11 protein-coding genes, 4 tRNA genes and 1 riboswitch are annotated in these 13,843 nt (G+C 72.9%); of the genes, 6 read left to right on the forward strand and 9 right to left on the reverse strand.

What is annotated here, in order from left to right; genetic code table 11:
• Positions 1–107 precede the first annotated feature (107 nt).
• Entirely contained in the window at positions 108–2,078 is a 1,971-nt protein-coding gene (locus tag HD595_RS32610; protein WP_253775748.1) for a glycosyl hydrolase family 18 protein, read from the forward strand.
• Positions 2,079–2,139: 61 nt separating this feature from the next.
• On the opposite strand, the gene HD595_RS32615 is transcribed toward HD595_RS32610, so the two are convergent.
• Together HD595_RS32615 and HD595_RS32620 are read right to left on the reverse strand one after the other, a co-directional pair.
• Entirely contained in the window at positions 2,140–2,964 is an 825-nt protein-coding gene (locus HD595_RS32615) for an ATP-binding protein (RefSeq protein WP_253775750.1), read from the reverse strand.
• The gene (locus HD595_RS32620) at positions 2,954–3,823 is read right to left on the reverse strand and encodes an MEDS domain-containing protein (protein WP_253775752.1); all 870 of its coding nucleotides are present in this window, start codon (positions 3,821–3,823) and stop codon (positions 2,954–2,956) included. Before HD595_RS32620 ends, HD595_RS32615 begins: the two co-directional genes overlap by 11 nt.
• A gap of 285 nt (positions 3,824–4,108) precedes the next feature.
• Between HD595_RS32620 and HD595_RS32625 the strand changes: the two genes are divergently transcribed.
• Positions 4,109–4,360: a hypothetical protein gene (locus HD595_RS32625; RefSeq protein ID WP_253775754.1), complete on the forward strand. Its 252-nt coding sequence runs from the start codon at positions 4,109–4,111 to the stop codon at positions 4,358–4,360.
• On the opposite strand, the gene HD595_RS32630 is transcribed toward HD595_RS32625, so the two are convergent.
• The 7 genes from HD595_RS32630 to HD595_RS32660 form a co-directional block, all read right to left on the reverse strand.
• Positions 4,335–5,627, reverse strand: a complete 1,293-nt coding sequence (locus tag HD595_RS32630) for a hydroxyacid-oxoacid transhydrogenase (protein ID WP_253775757.1) — start codon at positions 5,625–5,627, stop codon at positions 4,335–4,337. The two genes, HD595_RS32625 and HD595_RS32630, sit on opposite strands and share 26 nt — an antisense overlap.
• Positions 5,628–5,860: 233 nt before the next feature.
• The gene (locus HD595_RS32635; protein WP_253775759.1) at positions 5,861–6,241 is read right to left on the reverse strand and encodes a hypothetical protein; all 381 of its coding nucleotides are present in this window, start codon (positions 6,239–6,241) and stop codon (positions 5,861–5,863) included.
• 226 nt (positions 6,242–6,467) lie between these two features.
• Positions 6,468–6,542: transfer RNA gene (locus HD595_RS32640), tRNA-Val, on the reverse strand.
• Positions 6,543–6,561: 19 nt separating this feature from the next.
• A tRNA-Gly gene (locus HD595_RS32645) sits at positions 6,562–6,633 on the reverse strand.
• Between the two features lie 49 nt (positions 6,634–6,682).
• Positions 6,683–6,753: transfer RNA gene (locus tag HD595_RS32650), tRNA-Cys, on the reverse strand.
• A 16-nt stretch (positions 6,754–6,769) separates the two neighbouring features.
• Positions 6,770–6,841 (reverse strand) — tRNA-Gly (locus HD595_RS32655).
• A gap of 116 nt (positions 6,842–6,957) precedes the next feature.
• Positions 6,958–9,318: an N-acetylmuramoyl-L-alanine amidase gene (locus HD595_RS32660; protein WP_253775761.1), complete on the reverse strand. Its 2,361-nt coding sequence runs from the start codon at positions 9,316–9,318 to the stop codon at positions 6,958–6,960.
• Between the two features lie 156 nt (positions 9,319–9,474).
• Between HD595_RS32660 and HD595_RS32665 the strand changes: the two genes are divergently transcribed.
• The 4 genes from HD595_RS32665 to HD595_RS32680 all read left to right on the forward strand — a co-directional run bounded on the left by HD595_RS32665 (position 9,475) and on the right by HD595_RS32680 (position 13,541).
• Entirely contained in the window at positions 9,475–9,747 is a 273-nt protein-coding gene (locus HD595_RS32665) for a hypothetical protein (RefSeq protein WP_253775762.1), read from the forward strand.
• Between the two features lie 77 nt (positions 9,748–9,824).
• Positions 9,825–11,645, forward strand: coding sequence for a glutamine--fructose-6-phosphate transaminase (isomerizing) (glmS, locus tag HD595_RS32670; protein WP_253775764.1), 1,821 nt, complete (start codon positions 9,825–9,827; stop codon positions 11,643–11,645).
• Positions 11,646–11,717: 72 nt separating this feature from the next.
• A complete protein-coding gene (locus HD595_RS32675) occupies positions 11,718–12,515 on the forward strand; it encodes an SAM-dependent methyltransferase (protein ID WP_253775765.1) in 798 nt (265 codons plus the stop codon).
• 66 nt (positions 12,516–12,581) lie between these two features.
• A complete protein-coding gene (locus HD595_RS32680; RefSeq protein ID WP_253775767.1) occupies positions 12,582–13,541 on the forward strand; it encodes a Bug family tripartite tricarboxylate transporter substrate binding protein in 960 nt (319 codons plus the stop codon).
• A 4-nt stretch (positions 13,542–13,545) separates the two neighbouring features.
• Positions 13,546–13,758: riboswitch (cobalamin riboswitch) on the forward strand.
• Positions 13,759–13,843 lie beyond the last annotated feature (85 nt).

Consider the following 13,843-nt stretch of genomic DNA (forward strand, 5'->3'; position numbering starts at 1 on the left):
GCCCCAGGCAGGGGTTACCGTCGTCTCTAAATCTAAAGGAAACTTTCCTAATAGTTTCCTGAGGAGACACTCCCATCCCACCCCCAGACACCGGATGTCGGAGCATCATGAGACACAGACCCCTCAGCAAGGTCCTGGCGGGGGTGGCGGCGTTCCTGCTGCCGCTGACCGCCGCCGTCGCCGTCCCGCCCGCCGCCCAGGCCGCCCCCGCGAGCAGCGTCCGGGCCGCCGCCTTCCTCGCCGACTGGGCGCCGAACGTCACCTACGCCACCGGCGCCCGCGTCACCTACAACGGCGTCACGTACGAGTGCATCCAGGGCCACACCTCCCAGACCGGCTGGGAGCCGCCCAACGTGCCCGCCCTGTGGAAGCCCGTCACCGGAGGCGGCGACACGCAGGCGCCGAGCGTGCCCGGCAACCTGCGTTCGACGGGGGTGACGTCGAGCAGTGTGTCGCTGGCGTGGAACGCCTCGACGGACAACGTCGGGGTGACGGGTTATGACGTGTACCGGGGGAGCACCCTGGTCTCGACGGTGTCCGGGACGTCGTACACGGACTCGGGGTTGAGCGCGAGCACGTCGTACACGTACACGGTGCGGGCGCGTGACGCGGCCGGGAACGTCTCGGCGGCGAGCGCGGCCGTGACCGCCACCACCAGCGGGGGCGGAGGCGGCGACACGCAGGCGCCCAGCGTGCCCGGCAACCTGCGTTCGACGGGGGTGACGTCGAGCAGTGTGTCGCTGGCGTGGAACGCCTCGACGGACAACGTCGGGGTGACGGGTTATGACGTGTACCGGGGGAGCACCCTGGTCTCGACGGTGACCGGGACGTCGTACACGGACTCGGGGTTGAGTGCGAGCACGTCGTACACGTACACGGTGCGGGCGCGTGACGCGGCCGGGAACGTCTCGGCGGCCAGCGCCGCCGTGACCGCCACCACCAGCGGCGGCGGAGGAGGCGGCGGCGACAAGCTGCTCGGCTACTTCGTCCAGTGGGGCGTCTACCAGCGCGGCTACCACGTCAAGAACATCGACACCAGCGGCTCGGCCGCCAAGCTCACCCACATCAACTACGCGTTCGGCAACGTGCAGAACGGCCAGTGCGCCATCGGCGACAGCTACGCCGACTACGACCGGTTCTACAGCGCCGCCGAGAGCGTCGACGGCGTCGCCGACACCTGGGACGCCGGCGCCCTGCGCGGCAGCTTCAACCAGCTCCGCAAGCTGAAGAAGAAGTACCCGAACCTCAAGGTGCTGTTCTCCTTCGGCGGCTGGACCTGGTCGGGCGGCTTCACCCAGGCCGCCGCCAACCCCGCGGCCTTCGCCGACTCCTGCTACCGGCTCGTCGAGGACCCGCGCTGGGCCGACGTGTTCGACGGCATCGACATCGACTGGGAGTACCCGAACGCCTGCGGCCTCACCTGCGACAGCAGCGGCCCCGCCGCCTTCAGGAACCTGATGTCGGCGCTGCGCTCCCGCTTCGGCTCCGGCAACCTCGTCACCGCCGCGATCACCGCCGACGGCACGTCCGGCGGCAAGATCGACGCGGCCGACTACGGCGGCGCAGCCCAGTACGTCGACTGGTACAACGTCATGACCTACGACTTCTTCGGCGCCTGGGCGGCGCAGGGACCGACGGCCCCCCACTCGCCGCTGACCTCCTACACCGGCATCCCCACCCCCGGCTTCTACTCCGACAACGCCATCCAGAAGCTCAAGTCCAAGGGCGTCCCCGCGAGCAAGCTGCTGCTCGGCGTCGGCTTCTACGGCCGCGGCTGGACCGGGGTCACCCAGGCCGCGCCCGGCGGCACCGCCTCCGGCCCGGCACCCGGCACGTACGAGCAGGGCATCGAGGACTACAAGGTCCTCAAGACCCGCTGCCCGGCCACCGGCACCGTCGCCGGCACCGCGTACGCCTACTGCGGCGGGCAGTGGTGGAGCTACGACACGCCGGCCACCATCGGCGGCAAGATGAGCTACTCGAAGGACCAGAGCCTCGGCGGCGCGTTCTTCTGGGAGCTCAGCGGCGACACCACCGGCGGCGAGCTGGTCACGGCCATGCGCAACGGCCTCGGCTGACGTCCGCGCGACCACGAGGGGCCGGTCCGGCTTCCGGGGACCGGCCCTTCCCGGCTGAGGATCAGGCGGGCGGCTGGAGCCGGCGCACGGCCTCCTCCTGCGTGCCCGCCACGGTCAGGGGCGCGGGGCTGAGCGCGTCCAGGCGGCGCCGGAAGTCCGCGGTCAGGCCCGTCAGCACCATGGCCCCGGCCTTGGCACCGTCCACCTGCTGCTGCGCGGTGATCAGCGCGGCGATGCCCATCACGTCCCAGAACGTCACCCGGCCCAGATCGAGCAGCAGCCGCGGCTCGGGGCCCGCGGAGACGATCTCGCGGACGACGACGGCGAGCTGCTGCGCGGCCTCGTCGCCGAGCGCCCCGGACAGCTCCAGCACGGTGTGCGAGTCCAGGTCGTGGCGGGTGAGAGCGAACGGCTCGTCGTGCCCGTCCGGCGGCAGGGCGAAGTCGGCGACGGCGACGGTGCCCTCCGGCCCGGAGCCGATCGTGAACCGGTCGGGCAGGAAGCGGGCGATCCACAGCCCGTGGCCGTGCTCGACCGGCCAGCGCGCGGCGTCCACGACGACGTCGTTCTCGGGAACGGTGCCAGGGGCGGCGGCGGGGGGCGTGGCCCGGCCCGCGTCGCTGATCTCGCACCGCAGCGTGTCGCCCGTCCGCCAGATCCGCACCCGGCCCGTCCCCGCGCCGTGGACCACCGCGTTGGTCGCCAGCTCGTGCACGGTGATCACCAGGTCCATGGCCCGGCCGTCGGGCATGCCGGCGTGCGTGGCGTGCGCCTCCAGCGTGGCGCGCAGCGCGTACAGCAGGTCGGCGTCGAACGCCTGGTCGAGGATGAGGCGCCGCTCGTCCTGGGCGGCCGTCGGGGTGTTCACGGACGCGTCATCGACCATGGCCGGTCACCAGACTGATCCCCGGAACGCCGCCCGCCCCCAGGAGCACGAATCTCGACGCCGTGAGCCTGCTGCACCGCAGGTCCACCTTCCTGTCGGGGGCGATGCTGCGCGCCGCGTCCAGGATCATGCGGGCGCTGGACAGGTCGATGAACGCCAGCTCCGCCATGTTGACCGTGATGTCGCCCTCTCCCCGGATCGCCTCGGTCAGCGCCATCCGCAGCGCGTCCTCGGCGGTGCGGTCCATCTGCCCGGCCAGCCTGATGCCGGGTGGCGCGTACTGGCGGCATATGCGCAGCAGTGGGGAGTTGTGGTAGGTCGCGGCGGCCACCGAGCGGGTGTGGAACGGCGACACCGAGGCCAGGGTGACCGGGTCGAAACGGTCGCGGTCGTACTGGCACAGCACCGAGACCCTCGTGTCGGCCAGCGTGGTGGCGATCTCCTGCTCGAACGCCGGCAACTGGTCGATCCCGCTGATCGGCCGCAGCGCCCATCCCATGTCCAGCGCCACGCGCAGCCCGGAGTAGCCCTCGCTCGCGGTCTGCCGGATCTGCTCGCGCAGCCAGCCCATCGCGTGCTCCACGGCGAACGCCTGCCCCGACAGCAGGCCGTCCTGGCAGGCCAGCACCTCCATCCGCCCGGCGGTGGTGGCGGAGCGCACGGAGACCCCGCGGCGGCCCAGCTCGGTCAGCGCCTCCTGCGGCTCCTCCGACAGCCACACCACCCGCAGCCCGCCCGACAGGCCGTCGCGCACGAACGCCGCGGTCAGGTCGAGCAGTTCCTCCGGCTCGCCGAACGTCAGGCAGGCGTGATCGTTGACCCTGAGGTCCGTGATCTGCACCTCGGCGTCGACCGTCACAGCGTCACCCATCCCTTCGCGGCGACCGCCGCGCACCTTACCGCCCGTGAGACCAGGGTAGTGACCGGCGGCAATCCCCACGCACCTCCCGACCGGAATCCTCGCGCCACGGCCGTCCGGCCCTGTCCCCGAAGGGCCCGCCGCGACGATCCGCCAGGCTCGCGGGCCCCTCGGCCGGTACCCGTGCCCCGGCGGCGCCGGTCCACACCTGCGCCCTGGACCGGTCAACCGGAACGGGCGCCGCACCCCCGTGGACCAGCGGGTGCGGAGCCCGATCGGGCCGCCGTGGGAGGGCTGCCGGAGGTCGTGGCCGTCGCCGAGGAGCGGGCCCGGGCCGCCGGGTTCGCCCACGCGTGCGAGCCCGCGGCCGGCCGCCTGCCGGCCGTGCTCGGCTACGCGTGCGAGCCCGCGGTGGGCCGCTCGCCCGCCGTGCTCGCCGCCCGGCTGCCGGCGGACGGGCGGGTGCTGGAGATCCATCCTGGCCACGCGCCACGCGCCCTGACGCGGGTGGTCACCACAGCTCGATCGAGCGGGTGAAGACGCCCGCCACGTCGTCCTCGGTGACCGGCAGGGGAGCGGTCGCGAGCAGGCGCTGCTGCCGCATCGTGCCCTCGACCAGCGCCTCGACGTCGCCCGGGCCGTAGCCGACGGCGCCGATCCCGTTGGGCATGCCGACGTCGCGCATCAGGTCGATGAGGACGGCCGGCAGGAACTCGGCCGGATCGGACGGCTCCTCGCGGTCCGGCGCGAGCAGCCGCGCGGCCAGAAGGTGCCGTTCCGGCGCCGCCGCGAACGTGAACCTGAACGCCTCCGGCGCCGTGAGCGCCACCGACATGCCGTGCGGCACCATCGGCTCCTCACCCGGATAGTCCTTGGGGTGGAAGTCGCGCACCCGGCCCGCGATCGGATAGGCGTTGGCGTGCGGGAGGTGCACGCCGGCGTTGCCGAACCCGAGGCCGGCGAACGTCGCGGCCAGCGCCATCTCGCCGCGGGCCGCCGCGTCGTCGCCGTGGCGCACGGCGCGCCGGAACGCCCCGGCCAGCAGCCGCATGGCCTGCTCGGCCCACATGTCGGAGATCGGGTTCGCGCCGCAGTACGGCACGCGCTCCTCGGGGCGTCTGCGCTCGCCCGAGGCGTACCAGCGGGCGGTGTAGCTCTCGACCGCGTGGCAGAGGATGTCCATCCCGGCCGCGGCGGTCACGCCCGGGGGCTGGGTGAGCGTGAGGCGGGGGTCCACGACGGCGAGCGAAGGGCGCAGCGCGGCGTGGCTGATGCCGGTCTTGACCTTGAGCGCGAGCACGTCGAGCACGCAGATGGTGGTGCTCTCCGCGCCGGTGCCGGTGGTCGTCGGCACGGCGACGAGCGGCTTGAGCGGCGCGGCGGGCGCCCGGCCGAGCCCGACCGGGGCGTTGACGTAGTCCATCAGCTCGCCGGGGTTGGTCAGCATCAGGTCCACCGCCTTGGCGGTGTCGATGCTGGAGCCGCCGCCGACGGCGACGAGCGCGTCCCAGGGGCCCGTGGCGCGGGCGTGCGCGACGGCGGCCTCCAGGGAGGCGTCCGTCGGCTCGACGTGGACCTGGTCGTACACGTGGGCGTCGAGCCCGTGGGCGCGGATCCCCTCGGCGATCCGGTGCGGCGCGCCGGTGGCGGCCACGCCGGGATCGGTGACGATCAGGACGCGCCGGACGTCGCCGTACCGGCTCAGGTCGAAGCCGATCTCGTCGGAGGCGCCGTCACCGAACTTGAGCCGGGGCGCGCCGTAGGTGAAGACGGTCTCGGGGGTGACCGGAGGCGTGGTCGTCATGTCCGTTTCCCTACCCTTCGACGCCCTCCTCCGCGCAGGCCTGGTCGCGCACTTCTCCCTGGCCGGCGGCGACCCGCTCCTCATGCTCGGCCACGAGGGGCGTGGGTAGGCAACCTCCTGCCGCACTGCGGGACGCCGCTCATGGCGGTCGCCGACTGGCCGGTGCGGAACCGCGACCGCCGGCCCTGGCCGTCACCGAAGGGGAGAACGGGCTCAAGGGGGGCGAGACCTGGCTATGAGGGAATCGGCCCGCCATCCGCGCCGCCATCGGACCTCACCTCGGCGATGACGCCACGGCTTCGCAGCCGGTTCCTCAGGAACTCCATCTCCGCCAGCGTCCCGACCAAGCCGGTGTCAGTGAGCTCGTCGGCCAGTTCACGGGCTCGGGGAAGCGACACCTTCGCGACCTCCCGCAGAACCTGCATAACCGAGACCAGGCTCGCCACCGGACCGGCCACACACAGCCGGCTTGGCCCATGCTCTGCCAGCAGCGCGCTGCGGACGTCCTCCGGCGCCTGGCCCGGGCCCGCGTGCTCACACCCGCCATCACCGCAGAACGCGCAGGAGAACTCGGCATCCCACCACAGTTGGCCGCAGTTGATGAACTGGTTCACCTGGCGTACCGAGGAGCCCCCGCACCTGTCGCAACGCGATGGGATCTTCGCCGTCTGCCCTGTCATCCGGACACCAACGCTCCCGTCTGTGGCGGGCCGGTTGTACCCGGCTGATGACAACCATGATCAACCCGGAACAACAAGAAGCCCCAGACTCCCGGCATGTGCCGTGAGCTGGGGCTATAACTCCCGTTTGACCAGGTCAGACCTGATCTGCTATGGAGCCTGGTGGACGATACTGGGATTGAACCAGTGACCTCTTCCGTGTCAGGGAAGCGCTCTCCCGCTGAGCTAATCGTCCGTATTGAGTTGGAACTCAGAGCGGAAGACGGGATTCGAACCCGCGACCCTCACCTTGGCAAGGTGATGCTCTACCACTGAGCCACTTCCGCATGGCGCTCTTTACTTTAGCGGATCCCGGGAGGACCCGCCGCCTGGCCGAGGTGGAGACGGGATTTGAACCCGTGTAGACGGCTTTGCAGGCCGCTGCCTCGCCTCTCGGCCACTCCACCAGGAGATCGAACTCCGAGCGGAAGACGGGATTCGAACCCGCGACCCTCACCTTGGCAAGGTGATGCTCTACCACTGAGCCACTTCCGCGTGTCTCCGGCGAAGTGCCGGCCACGGGAAAACCATATCGCCTCCTGGGAGTGCCCGCGCGCGTCCGGCGGCCTCCGGGCCGAATTCGTGCACCGAATCGGGCGCGGGCCGCTCGCTCACCGGATCACGCGGACGTCCCGCGCCCGCACGAACGCCACCCGGTGGCCGAGCTGGATCTGGTAGAACCGCCGGGTCCCCGTCACCAGGACGTGCGCGGCGGGGTCGAAGGAGCCGCCCCTGAGGTAGGAGGCCGTCAGCGTCTGTCCCAGCGTGTACGTCTGGCCGGGCCGGATCACGTACGCCAGCGGCGTGCGCTCCTGGTAGGCGACGCCCGTCCCCCGGTACGCGGGGTGGCCCGGGTAGGCGCGGCCGTATACCCTGACCTCGTCCCGGCGCGGCGTGACCAGCGGGCCGTGCGCGGGGATCGCGGTCGGCGCCGCGGCCGGGTTGTGGAACCACGCCTTCAGGCCCAGGTACCAGATCGCCGTCCAGTCGCCCCGCCGGTCGGCCACGGCGAAGCGCTGGCCGGTGGAGGCGCGGGCGCTGTGGTCGTACACGCCGTACGTGCTGGGCTTGCCCACCCGCTTGCCGATGTCGTCGACCAGGGGCGCGTCGTCGCGCGGCTCGGTGTGCAGCCACACGGACGAGGCGCCGTGCGGCTCGCAGGCCCGCGCGGGCTTGTCCTTGACGCAGCCGGTGAAGCGGGGCTGGTTGGTGCCGTAGTAGGGGAGGATGATCACCGACTTGCTGCGCGGGGGCCGGTCACCCGACGACGCGGGCACGACGCCGGTGGCGGCTGCCGCGCCTGCCGGGCCGGCCGCTCCCGTGACACCTGCCGCTCCAGTGACACCTGCCGCCCCCGCGACGGCTGCCGGGCCGGCCGCGTCTACGGGGCCGGCCGCATAGGTCGTGCCCAGGGCGGTCGCCGTGTCCGCCGTGACCTCCATGGCCGGGTCGCCGCTCGGTGCGGAGACGCTGGCTTCGGACGCGAGGGCATCGGACGCGAGGGCATCGGACGCGGGAGCGGGGGCGCCGGGCACGAGGGCGGGGGCGTCGGACGCGAAGACGGGGGTGTCGGACGCGAGGGCGGGGGCGAGGCCGCCGGGCGCGGTGTCGTCGAGCGGCATCCCGTACGTCGGTCCGCCGCCCGCCGGGGCGCTCACCGCCTCCAGGGCCGGGTCGCGGACCGGCACGCCGCCGATCGGGCTGCCCGCCAGCGCCAGGTAGTGGGCCCAGTCCCAGTACGGGCCCGGATCCTCGTGCATGCCCGGATGGCTCTCGGCCGTCGTGCCCGGGACGTTGTCGTGGCCGAGGACGTGGGCCCGGTCGAGGGGCACCTTGTACAGGTCCGCCAGGTAGCGCAGCAGCCGCGCCGACGAACGGTACATCGCCTCCGTGTACCAGGTCGCCCCCTTGGCCAGGTAGCCCTCGTGCTCGATGCCGATCGAGCGGGCGTTGAAGTCCCAGTTGCCGGCGTGCCAGGCGACGTCGCGGGTCCGCACGTGCTGGGCGACGTGCCCGTCGCCGGAGCGCACGGTGTAGTGCCAGCTCACGTAGTCGGGGTCGGTCACCATCGACCGGATGCCGCTGTAGCGGCCCTCCGTGTCGTGGATGACGATGTAGTCGATGTGCCGCGTCGTGGTGGCGGGGAGCCGGTCGTGGTTGCCGTAGCCGCCCCCGCTGGTCCGCTCGTACACGGCGGGCATCCACTCGCAGTCGAGCGTCGCCGGGCACTCGGCCTGCCGGGCGAGACGCAGCGGGGGCCCGGCGGGCGGGCGCAGGCCGGAGACCGGGGCCAGACGGACGACGAAGCCGTCGTCGGTGCGGCGGGCCTCTCCCTCGCGGATCACCGCGAACACCTCGTCCGCGAAGCCGCGGGATCCGCCGGCGGCGGGCGGTTCGCCCGTGCCGGCGTAGCGCGCCACGGCGTCGTACCAGTCGGCCGGGTCGGAACTGGGACGCTCCTGGAGGGAGGCGAGGACGGCGGCGCCGCCCCTGATGTTCGCGGCCGGGTCGCTGCGCAGCCGCGCGGCCGGCAGCCCGGTGAGCCGCGCGGCCCGCGCCAGCGTCGCCACTCCACCCGCGCCGGGCCCGCCGCCCGCAGCGCCCGCTCCGCCCGCACCCGGCTCGCCGCCCGCAGCGGCCGTTCCGCCCGCACCCGGCTCGCCGCCCGCAGCGGCCGTTCCGCCCGCACCCGGCTCGCCGGCCGCGCCAGACCCGCCCGTCCGGTGGCCCCCGGGATCGGCGGGGCCGCCCAGCAGGTGCATCGGCCCGTACCCGCCCGCCGTGCTCGGCCGTCCCCCGTTGGAGTCCCAGCGCGACTCCAGGTACGACACCCCGAGCAGCACGCTCACCGGCACCCCGGACTCCGCGGCGGCCCGCGCGAAGTCCGCCTGGCGGCCCGGCGGCGGGCCGGGGACGGTGAGCTGAGCGGCGGCGAGACCGGTGACCAGACCGGCGGCGGCCCAGTGCGGCATGACAACCTCCACGGATCGACATGGATACACTACGCAGAGTAATCAACCATGCGAGAGGCCCGGGGGCGCCGCGAGACCGTGTTCGGCAGGCTATTCCTGCCCGATTTCGGGCAGGATGTTGGCGTGTCGCGTTCCCTGTGCGTAGTGTCCTCGTCTGTGTCCACGTCGCACCCCTTCGAGGAGCTGATCGTCCACCTCACCCGGACGAGCGGGCTCGGCCCCGGTGAGGCGGCGCGCGTGGTCGCCGACGTGCTGTCGTACTTCTCCGAGCCCGTGGAGGAGTTCGTGCGGCGGCGTCACGGCGAGCTGAAGTCCCGCGGTCTCACCAACGACGAGATCTTCCCCCGGGTGGCCGCGGAACTGCGGGGGCGTCGCGTCGCGGCGCCCGAGCTGTCCCTGCGGCAACTGCGCCGCATCGTCTACGGATGACACCAGCGGATCGCCGAACGAACAACGGAAGTCCGTCTTCCCGGTGAAGGCGGATGACGACGGATAGGAGATGTCGGATGTGCGGAATCGTCGCCTACGTCGGCCCCAAGGACGCCGCCCCCATCCTGCTGGAGGGCCTGCAGCGGCTGGAGTACCGCGGGTACGACTCGGCCGGTGTCGTGGTGTCCAACAAGGGGCTCAAGGTCCGCAAGGTCAAGGGCCGGGTCGCCGACCTGGCCAAGGTCATGCCGGCCAGGTTCAAGGGCGGGCTCGGCATCGGTCACACGCGGTGGGCCACGCACGGCGTCCCGAGTGACGTCAACGCGCATCCGCACCTGTCGTCCGACGAGCGGGTCGCCGTCGTCCACAACGGCATCATCGAGAACGCCGGCGAGCTGCGCGCCAAGCTGGCGGCCGACGGCGCCGTGTTCGTCTCCGAGACCGACACGGAGGTGCTGGCCCACCTGATCGCCCGCACCGTCCAGGAGACCGACTCGCTGGAGGAGGCCGTCCGCAAGGCGCTGAAGAGCGTCGTCGGCACGTACGGCATCGCCGTCGTGGACTCCGAGCGGCCGGGAGAGGTGGTCGTGGCGCGCAACGGCAGCCCGATCGTGCTCGGCATCGGCGAGAAGGAGATGTTCGCCGCCTCCGACGTGGCCGCGCTGGTCCGCTACACCCGCCAGGTCGTCCACCTGGAGGACGGCGAGCTGGCCGTGCTCAAGGCCGACGGCTTCCACACCTTCGCCAGCGACGCCCGCGAGACGGCCAAGGAGCCGCTGACCGTCGACTGGGACGCCGGTCACTACGACACCGGCGGCTACGAGCACTACCTGCTCAAGGAGATCTCCGAGCAGCCCGAGACCGTGGCCCGCACCATGAGCGGCCGCCTCGACGAGCGCTTCCACATCGCCCACCTGGGCGGCCTCAACATGGACGCCCGCGAGACCCGCTCCTTCCGCCGCGTCAAGATCATCGGCTGCGGCTCCGCCTACTACTCCGGCCAGATCGGCGCCCAGCTCATCGAGGAGCTGGCCCGCATCCCGGCCGACGCCGAGCCGGCCAGCGAGTTCCGCTACCGCAACCCGGTCGTCGACCCCGACACCCTCTACGTCGCGATCAGCCAGTCGGGCGAGACCTACGACACGCTGGCCGCCGTGCAGGAGCTCAAGCGCAAGGGCGGCCGGGTGATCGGCATCGTCAACGCGGTCGGCAGCGCCATCGCCCGCGAGGTGGACGGCGGCGTCTACCTGCACGCGGGCCCGGAGGTCTCGGTCGCCTCGACCAAGGCGTTCACCTCGACCGCGCTGGCCTTCGCGCTGCTCGCCCTGCACTTCGGCCGCGTGCACGACCTGTCGCCGGCCGACGGCCGCCGCATCGTCGAGGGGCTGCGCCGCCTGCCCGCGCAGATCGAGGAGATCCTCACCCAGAACGACAAGATCGCCGAGCTGGCGCAGAAGTACGCCCCGTACCCGAGCATGATGTTCGTCGGGCGCGTGCGCGGCTACCCGGTCGCCCGCGAGGGCGCCCAGAAGCTCAAGGAGATCTCGTACGTCCACGCCGAGGCGTACCCGGCGAGCGAGCTCAAGCACGGCCCGCTCGCGCTGATCGGCCCGGAGATGCCGACGGTGGCGATCGTCCCGGACGACGAGCTGCTCGACAAGAACCTCACCACGCTCGGCGAGATCCGCGCCCGCGGCGGCCAGGTGCTCATGGTGGGCCACCGCGAGCCCGACGAGAAGCTGGCCGACGACGTGATCGTGGTGCCCAAGAACGAGATCGAGCTCGACCCGATCCTGCTGACGATCCCGCTCCAGCTCCTCGCCTACCACGCCGCCGTGGCGCTGGGCCGCGATGTGGACAAGCCTCGCAACCTCGCCAAGAGTGTCACAGTCGAATAAATATGTGCGGCACTATGGCCACAATCGCTCAAAGGTCGTGTTAGCGGAGCAATCTCGACCTAAGATCCGGATGTGGCCGAGTTCGATCCTCACACGCCGAACGTCGCCCGCATGTACGACTACCTGCTCGGCGGCCACGACAACTACGCCGTCGACCGCGAGGCGACCGAGCGGCTGGTGGCGCTGGTCCCGCAGGCCGTGCCGATGGCCCGGGCCAACCGCGGCTTCCTGCGGCGGGCCGTGCGCCATCTGGCCGACGCCGGCGTGCGCCAGTTCCTCGACCTCGGCAGCGGGCTGCCCACCCAGGGCAGCGTCCACGAGATCGTCCCGGACGCCCGGGTCGTGTACGTCGACCGCGATCCGGTCGTGGCGGCGCACGCGCGGGCGCTCCTGGGCGAGCACGACGGAGAAGGGCCCGGCCCGGGCCGCCGGGCCTTCCTCCAGGCCGACCTGCTCGACGTGGACGAGGTGCTGGGCCGCGCCTCGGACGTGCTGGACCTCGGCCGCCCGGTCGGGGTCCTGCTGGTGGGGATCCTGCACTTCGTCCCGGACGCGGACGGTCCGTACGCGATGGCGGACCGGCTGCGCGAGGCGGTCGCGCCGGGCAGCCACCTCGTGATCACCCACTCCGTGACCCCCGGCCGCCCGGCCGGCGTCGCCCCGGCCGCGCGGGGCGGCGGCGCCGCCCGGGACCCGGCCGCGATCCGGCGGTTCTTCGGCGACTTCGCCCTGGTCGAGCCCGGGCTGGTGCACGCGGCGGACTGGCGTCCCGACCGGCCCCGCCTGGCGGGCGAGCCTGGTGCGGGTTCGTACCTGATGGCGGGTGTGGGGTGGAAGCACCCTATTGGGGGGAGTGGCCCCAGAGTGTGACGGCTCGTGATGGTTCGCTAACCTGGTGTAGCGAGGTCGCGCCTCGCGGACCGGGGGAGGCACGCCATGCGCCGACGGCAGGTGATCGCACTCGGGCTGGCCCTCGCGGCCTCCGGGCTCGCCGGCGCCGCCGGCTGCGGCGCGCGGGGCGCCCCCGGCCGGGGCGTGCGCGGCCGGTTCGCCATCGTGCCGCAGGGCGACCGCTGGACGCGCGTGGCCGGCGCGCTGGCCACCGCCGCCTGGGACGCCGGGTTCGCCGTGTCGCGGCACGACCAGGCCACCCCCATCACCGTCACCGGCCTGCCCGCGCTGGCCGCCGCCGCGCTCGACGACGGGCCCACGCTCCTCGACACCGCCACCCCGCTGGCCCGGCTCGCCGGGGAGATCGAGGTCGTGGTCGTGCCCGCCGCCTCGAAGTTCCGTGACTTCGAGGAGTTCGGGACCCAGTTGCTGGCCCGGCCGGGCGAGACCGTGCTGGCCGGCGGCCCGCGGGGCGAGCCCGACCACCTGCTGTTCGGCCTGGTCGCGCAGGGCCTCGGCGCCGACACCCGCCAGGTCGTCTACACCGGCTACCCGAGCAGCGTCGAGGTGGCCGCCGCCCTGCTCGGCGGCAAGGTGGCAGCCGCCGCCGGCGCCCTGGCCGACTGGCGCCACGACATCCGCACGGGACGCTTCCGGGTGCTGGCCGTCTCGTGCGCGCACCGCGTCGACGGGATCGACGCCCCGAGCCTGCTGGAGAGCGGGGTGCGGGTCGACTTCGCCGCCTGGTGCGCGGTCGTCGGCCCGCACGGCATGACCGGCGACACGCGCGACGCCGCCCTGGAGATGTGCGAGGCGGTCTCCGGCTCGGCGCCCTGGCGCGAGGCGTGCCGCAGGCGCGGCTGGAGCGCCCTCCCGCTGTTCGGGGACGACTTCGCCGCCTGGCTCGCCACCGAGATCGGCCGCACCCGCGGGGTGTTCCGCGACCTCGGGCTCGTCGACACGAACAGCACAACATGCGGGCCTAGTTGCGTCAGCGGGCACTAGATGTAGGATCCTGCTCGTCGCTGGTTCGCCCGTCAGGGCGGAGCAAAAGGGAACCCGGTGCGATTCCGGGGCTGCCCCGCAGCGGTGAGCGGGAACGACCGCCGTCACAGAGCACTGGAGCGTATCCGGGAAGCGACGGCCACTAGAACCACGCGCGTGAGCTGCTCACGCGCGCCTGCCCGCGAGCCCGAAGACCTGCCAGCGTGCCGGAGCACCACCGGCTGACCTGTCCAGGGCCTCGAGGGAGGGCCCGGGGGCCGTCGCGGCCGGGGACCACCCGCGCCGCCGTGCTCTCGCGTGCC

Source organism: Nonomuraea roseoviolacea subsp. carminata (genome assembly GCF_024172185.1).
GTDB classification, from domain to species: domain Bacteria; phylum Actinomycetota; class Actinomycetes; order Streptosporangiales; family Streptosporangiaceae; genus Nonomuraea; species Nonomuraea roseoviolacea.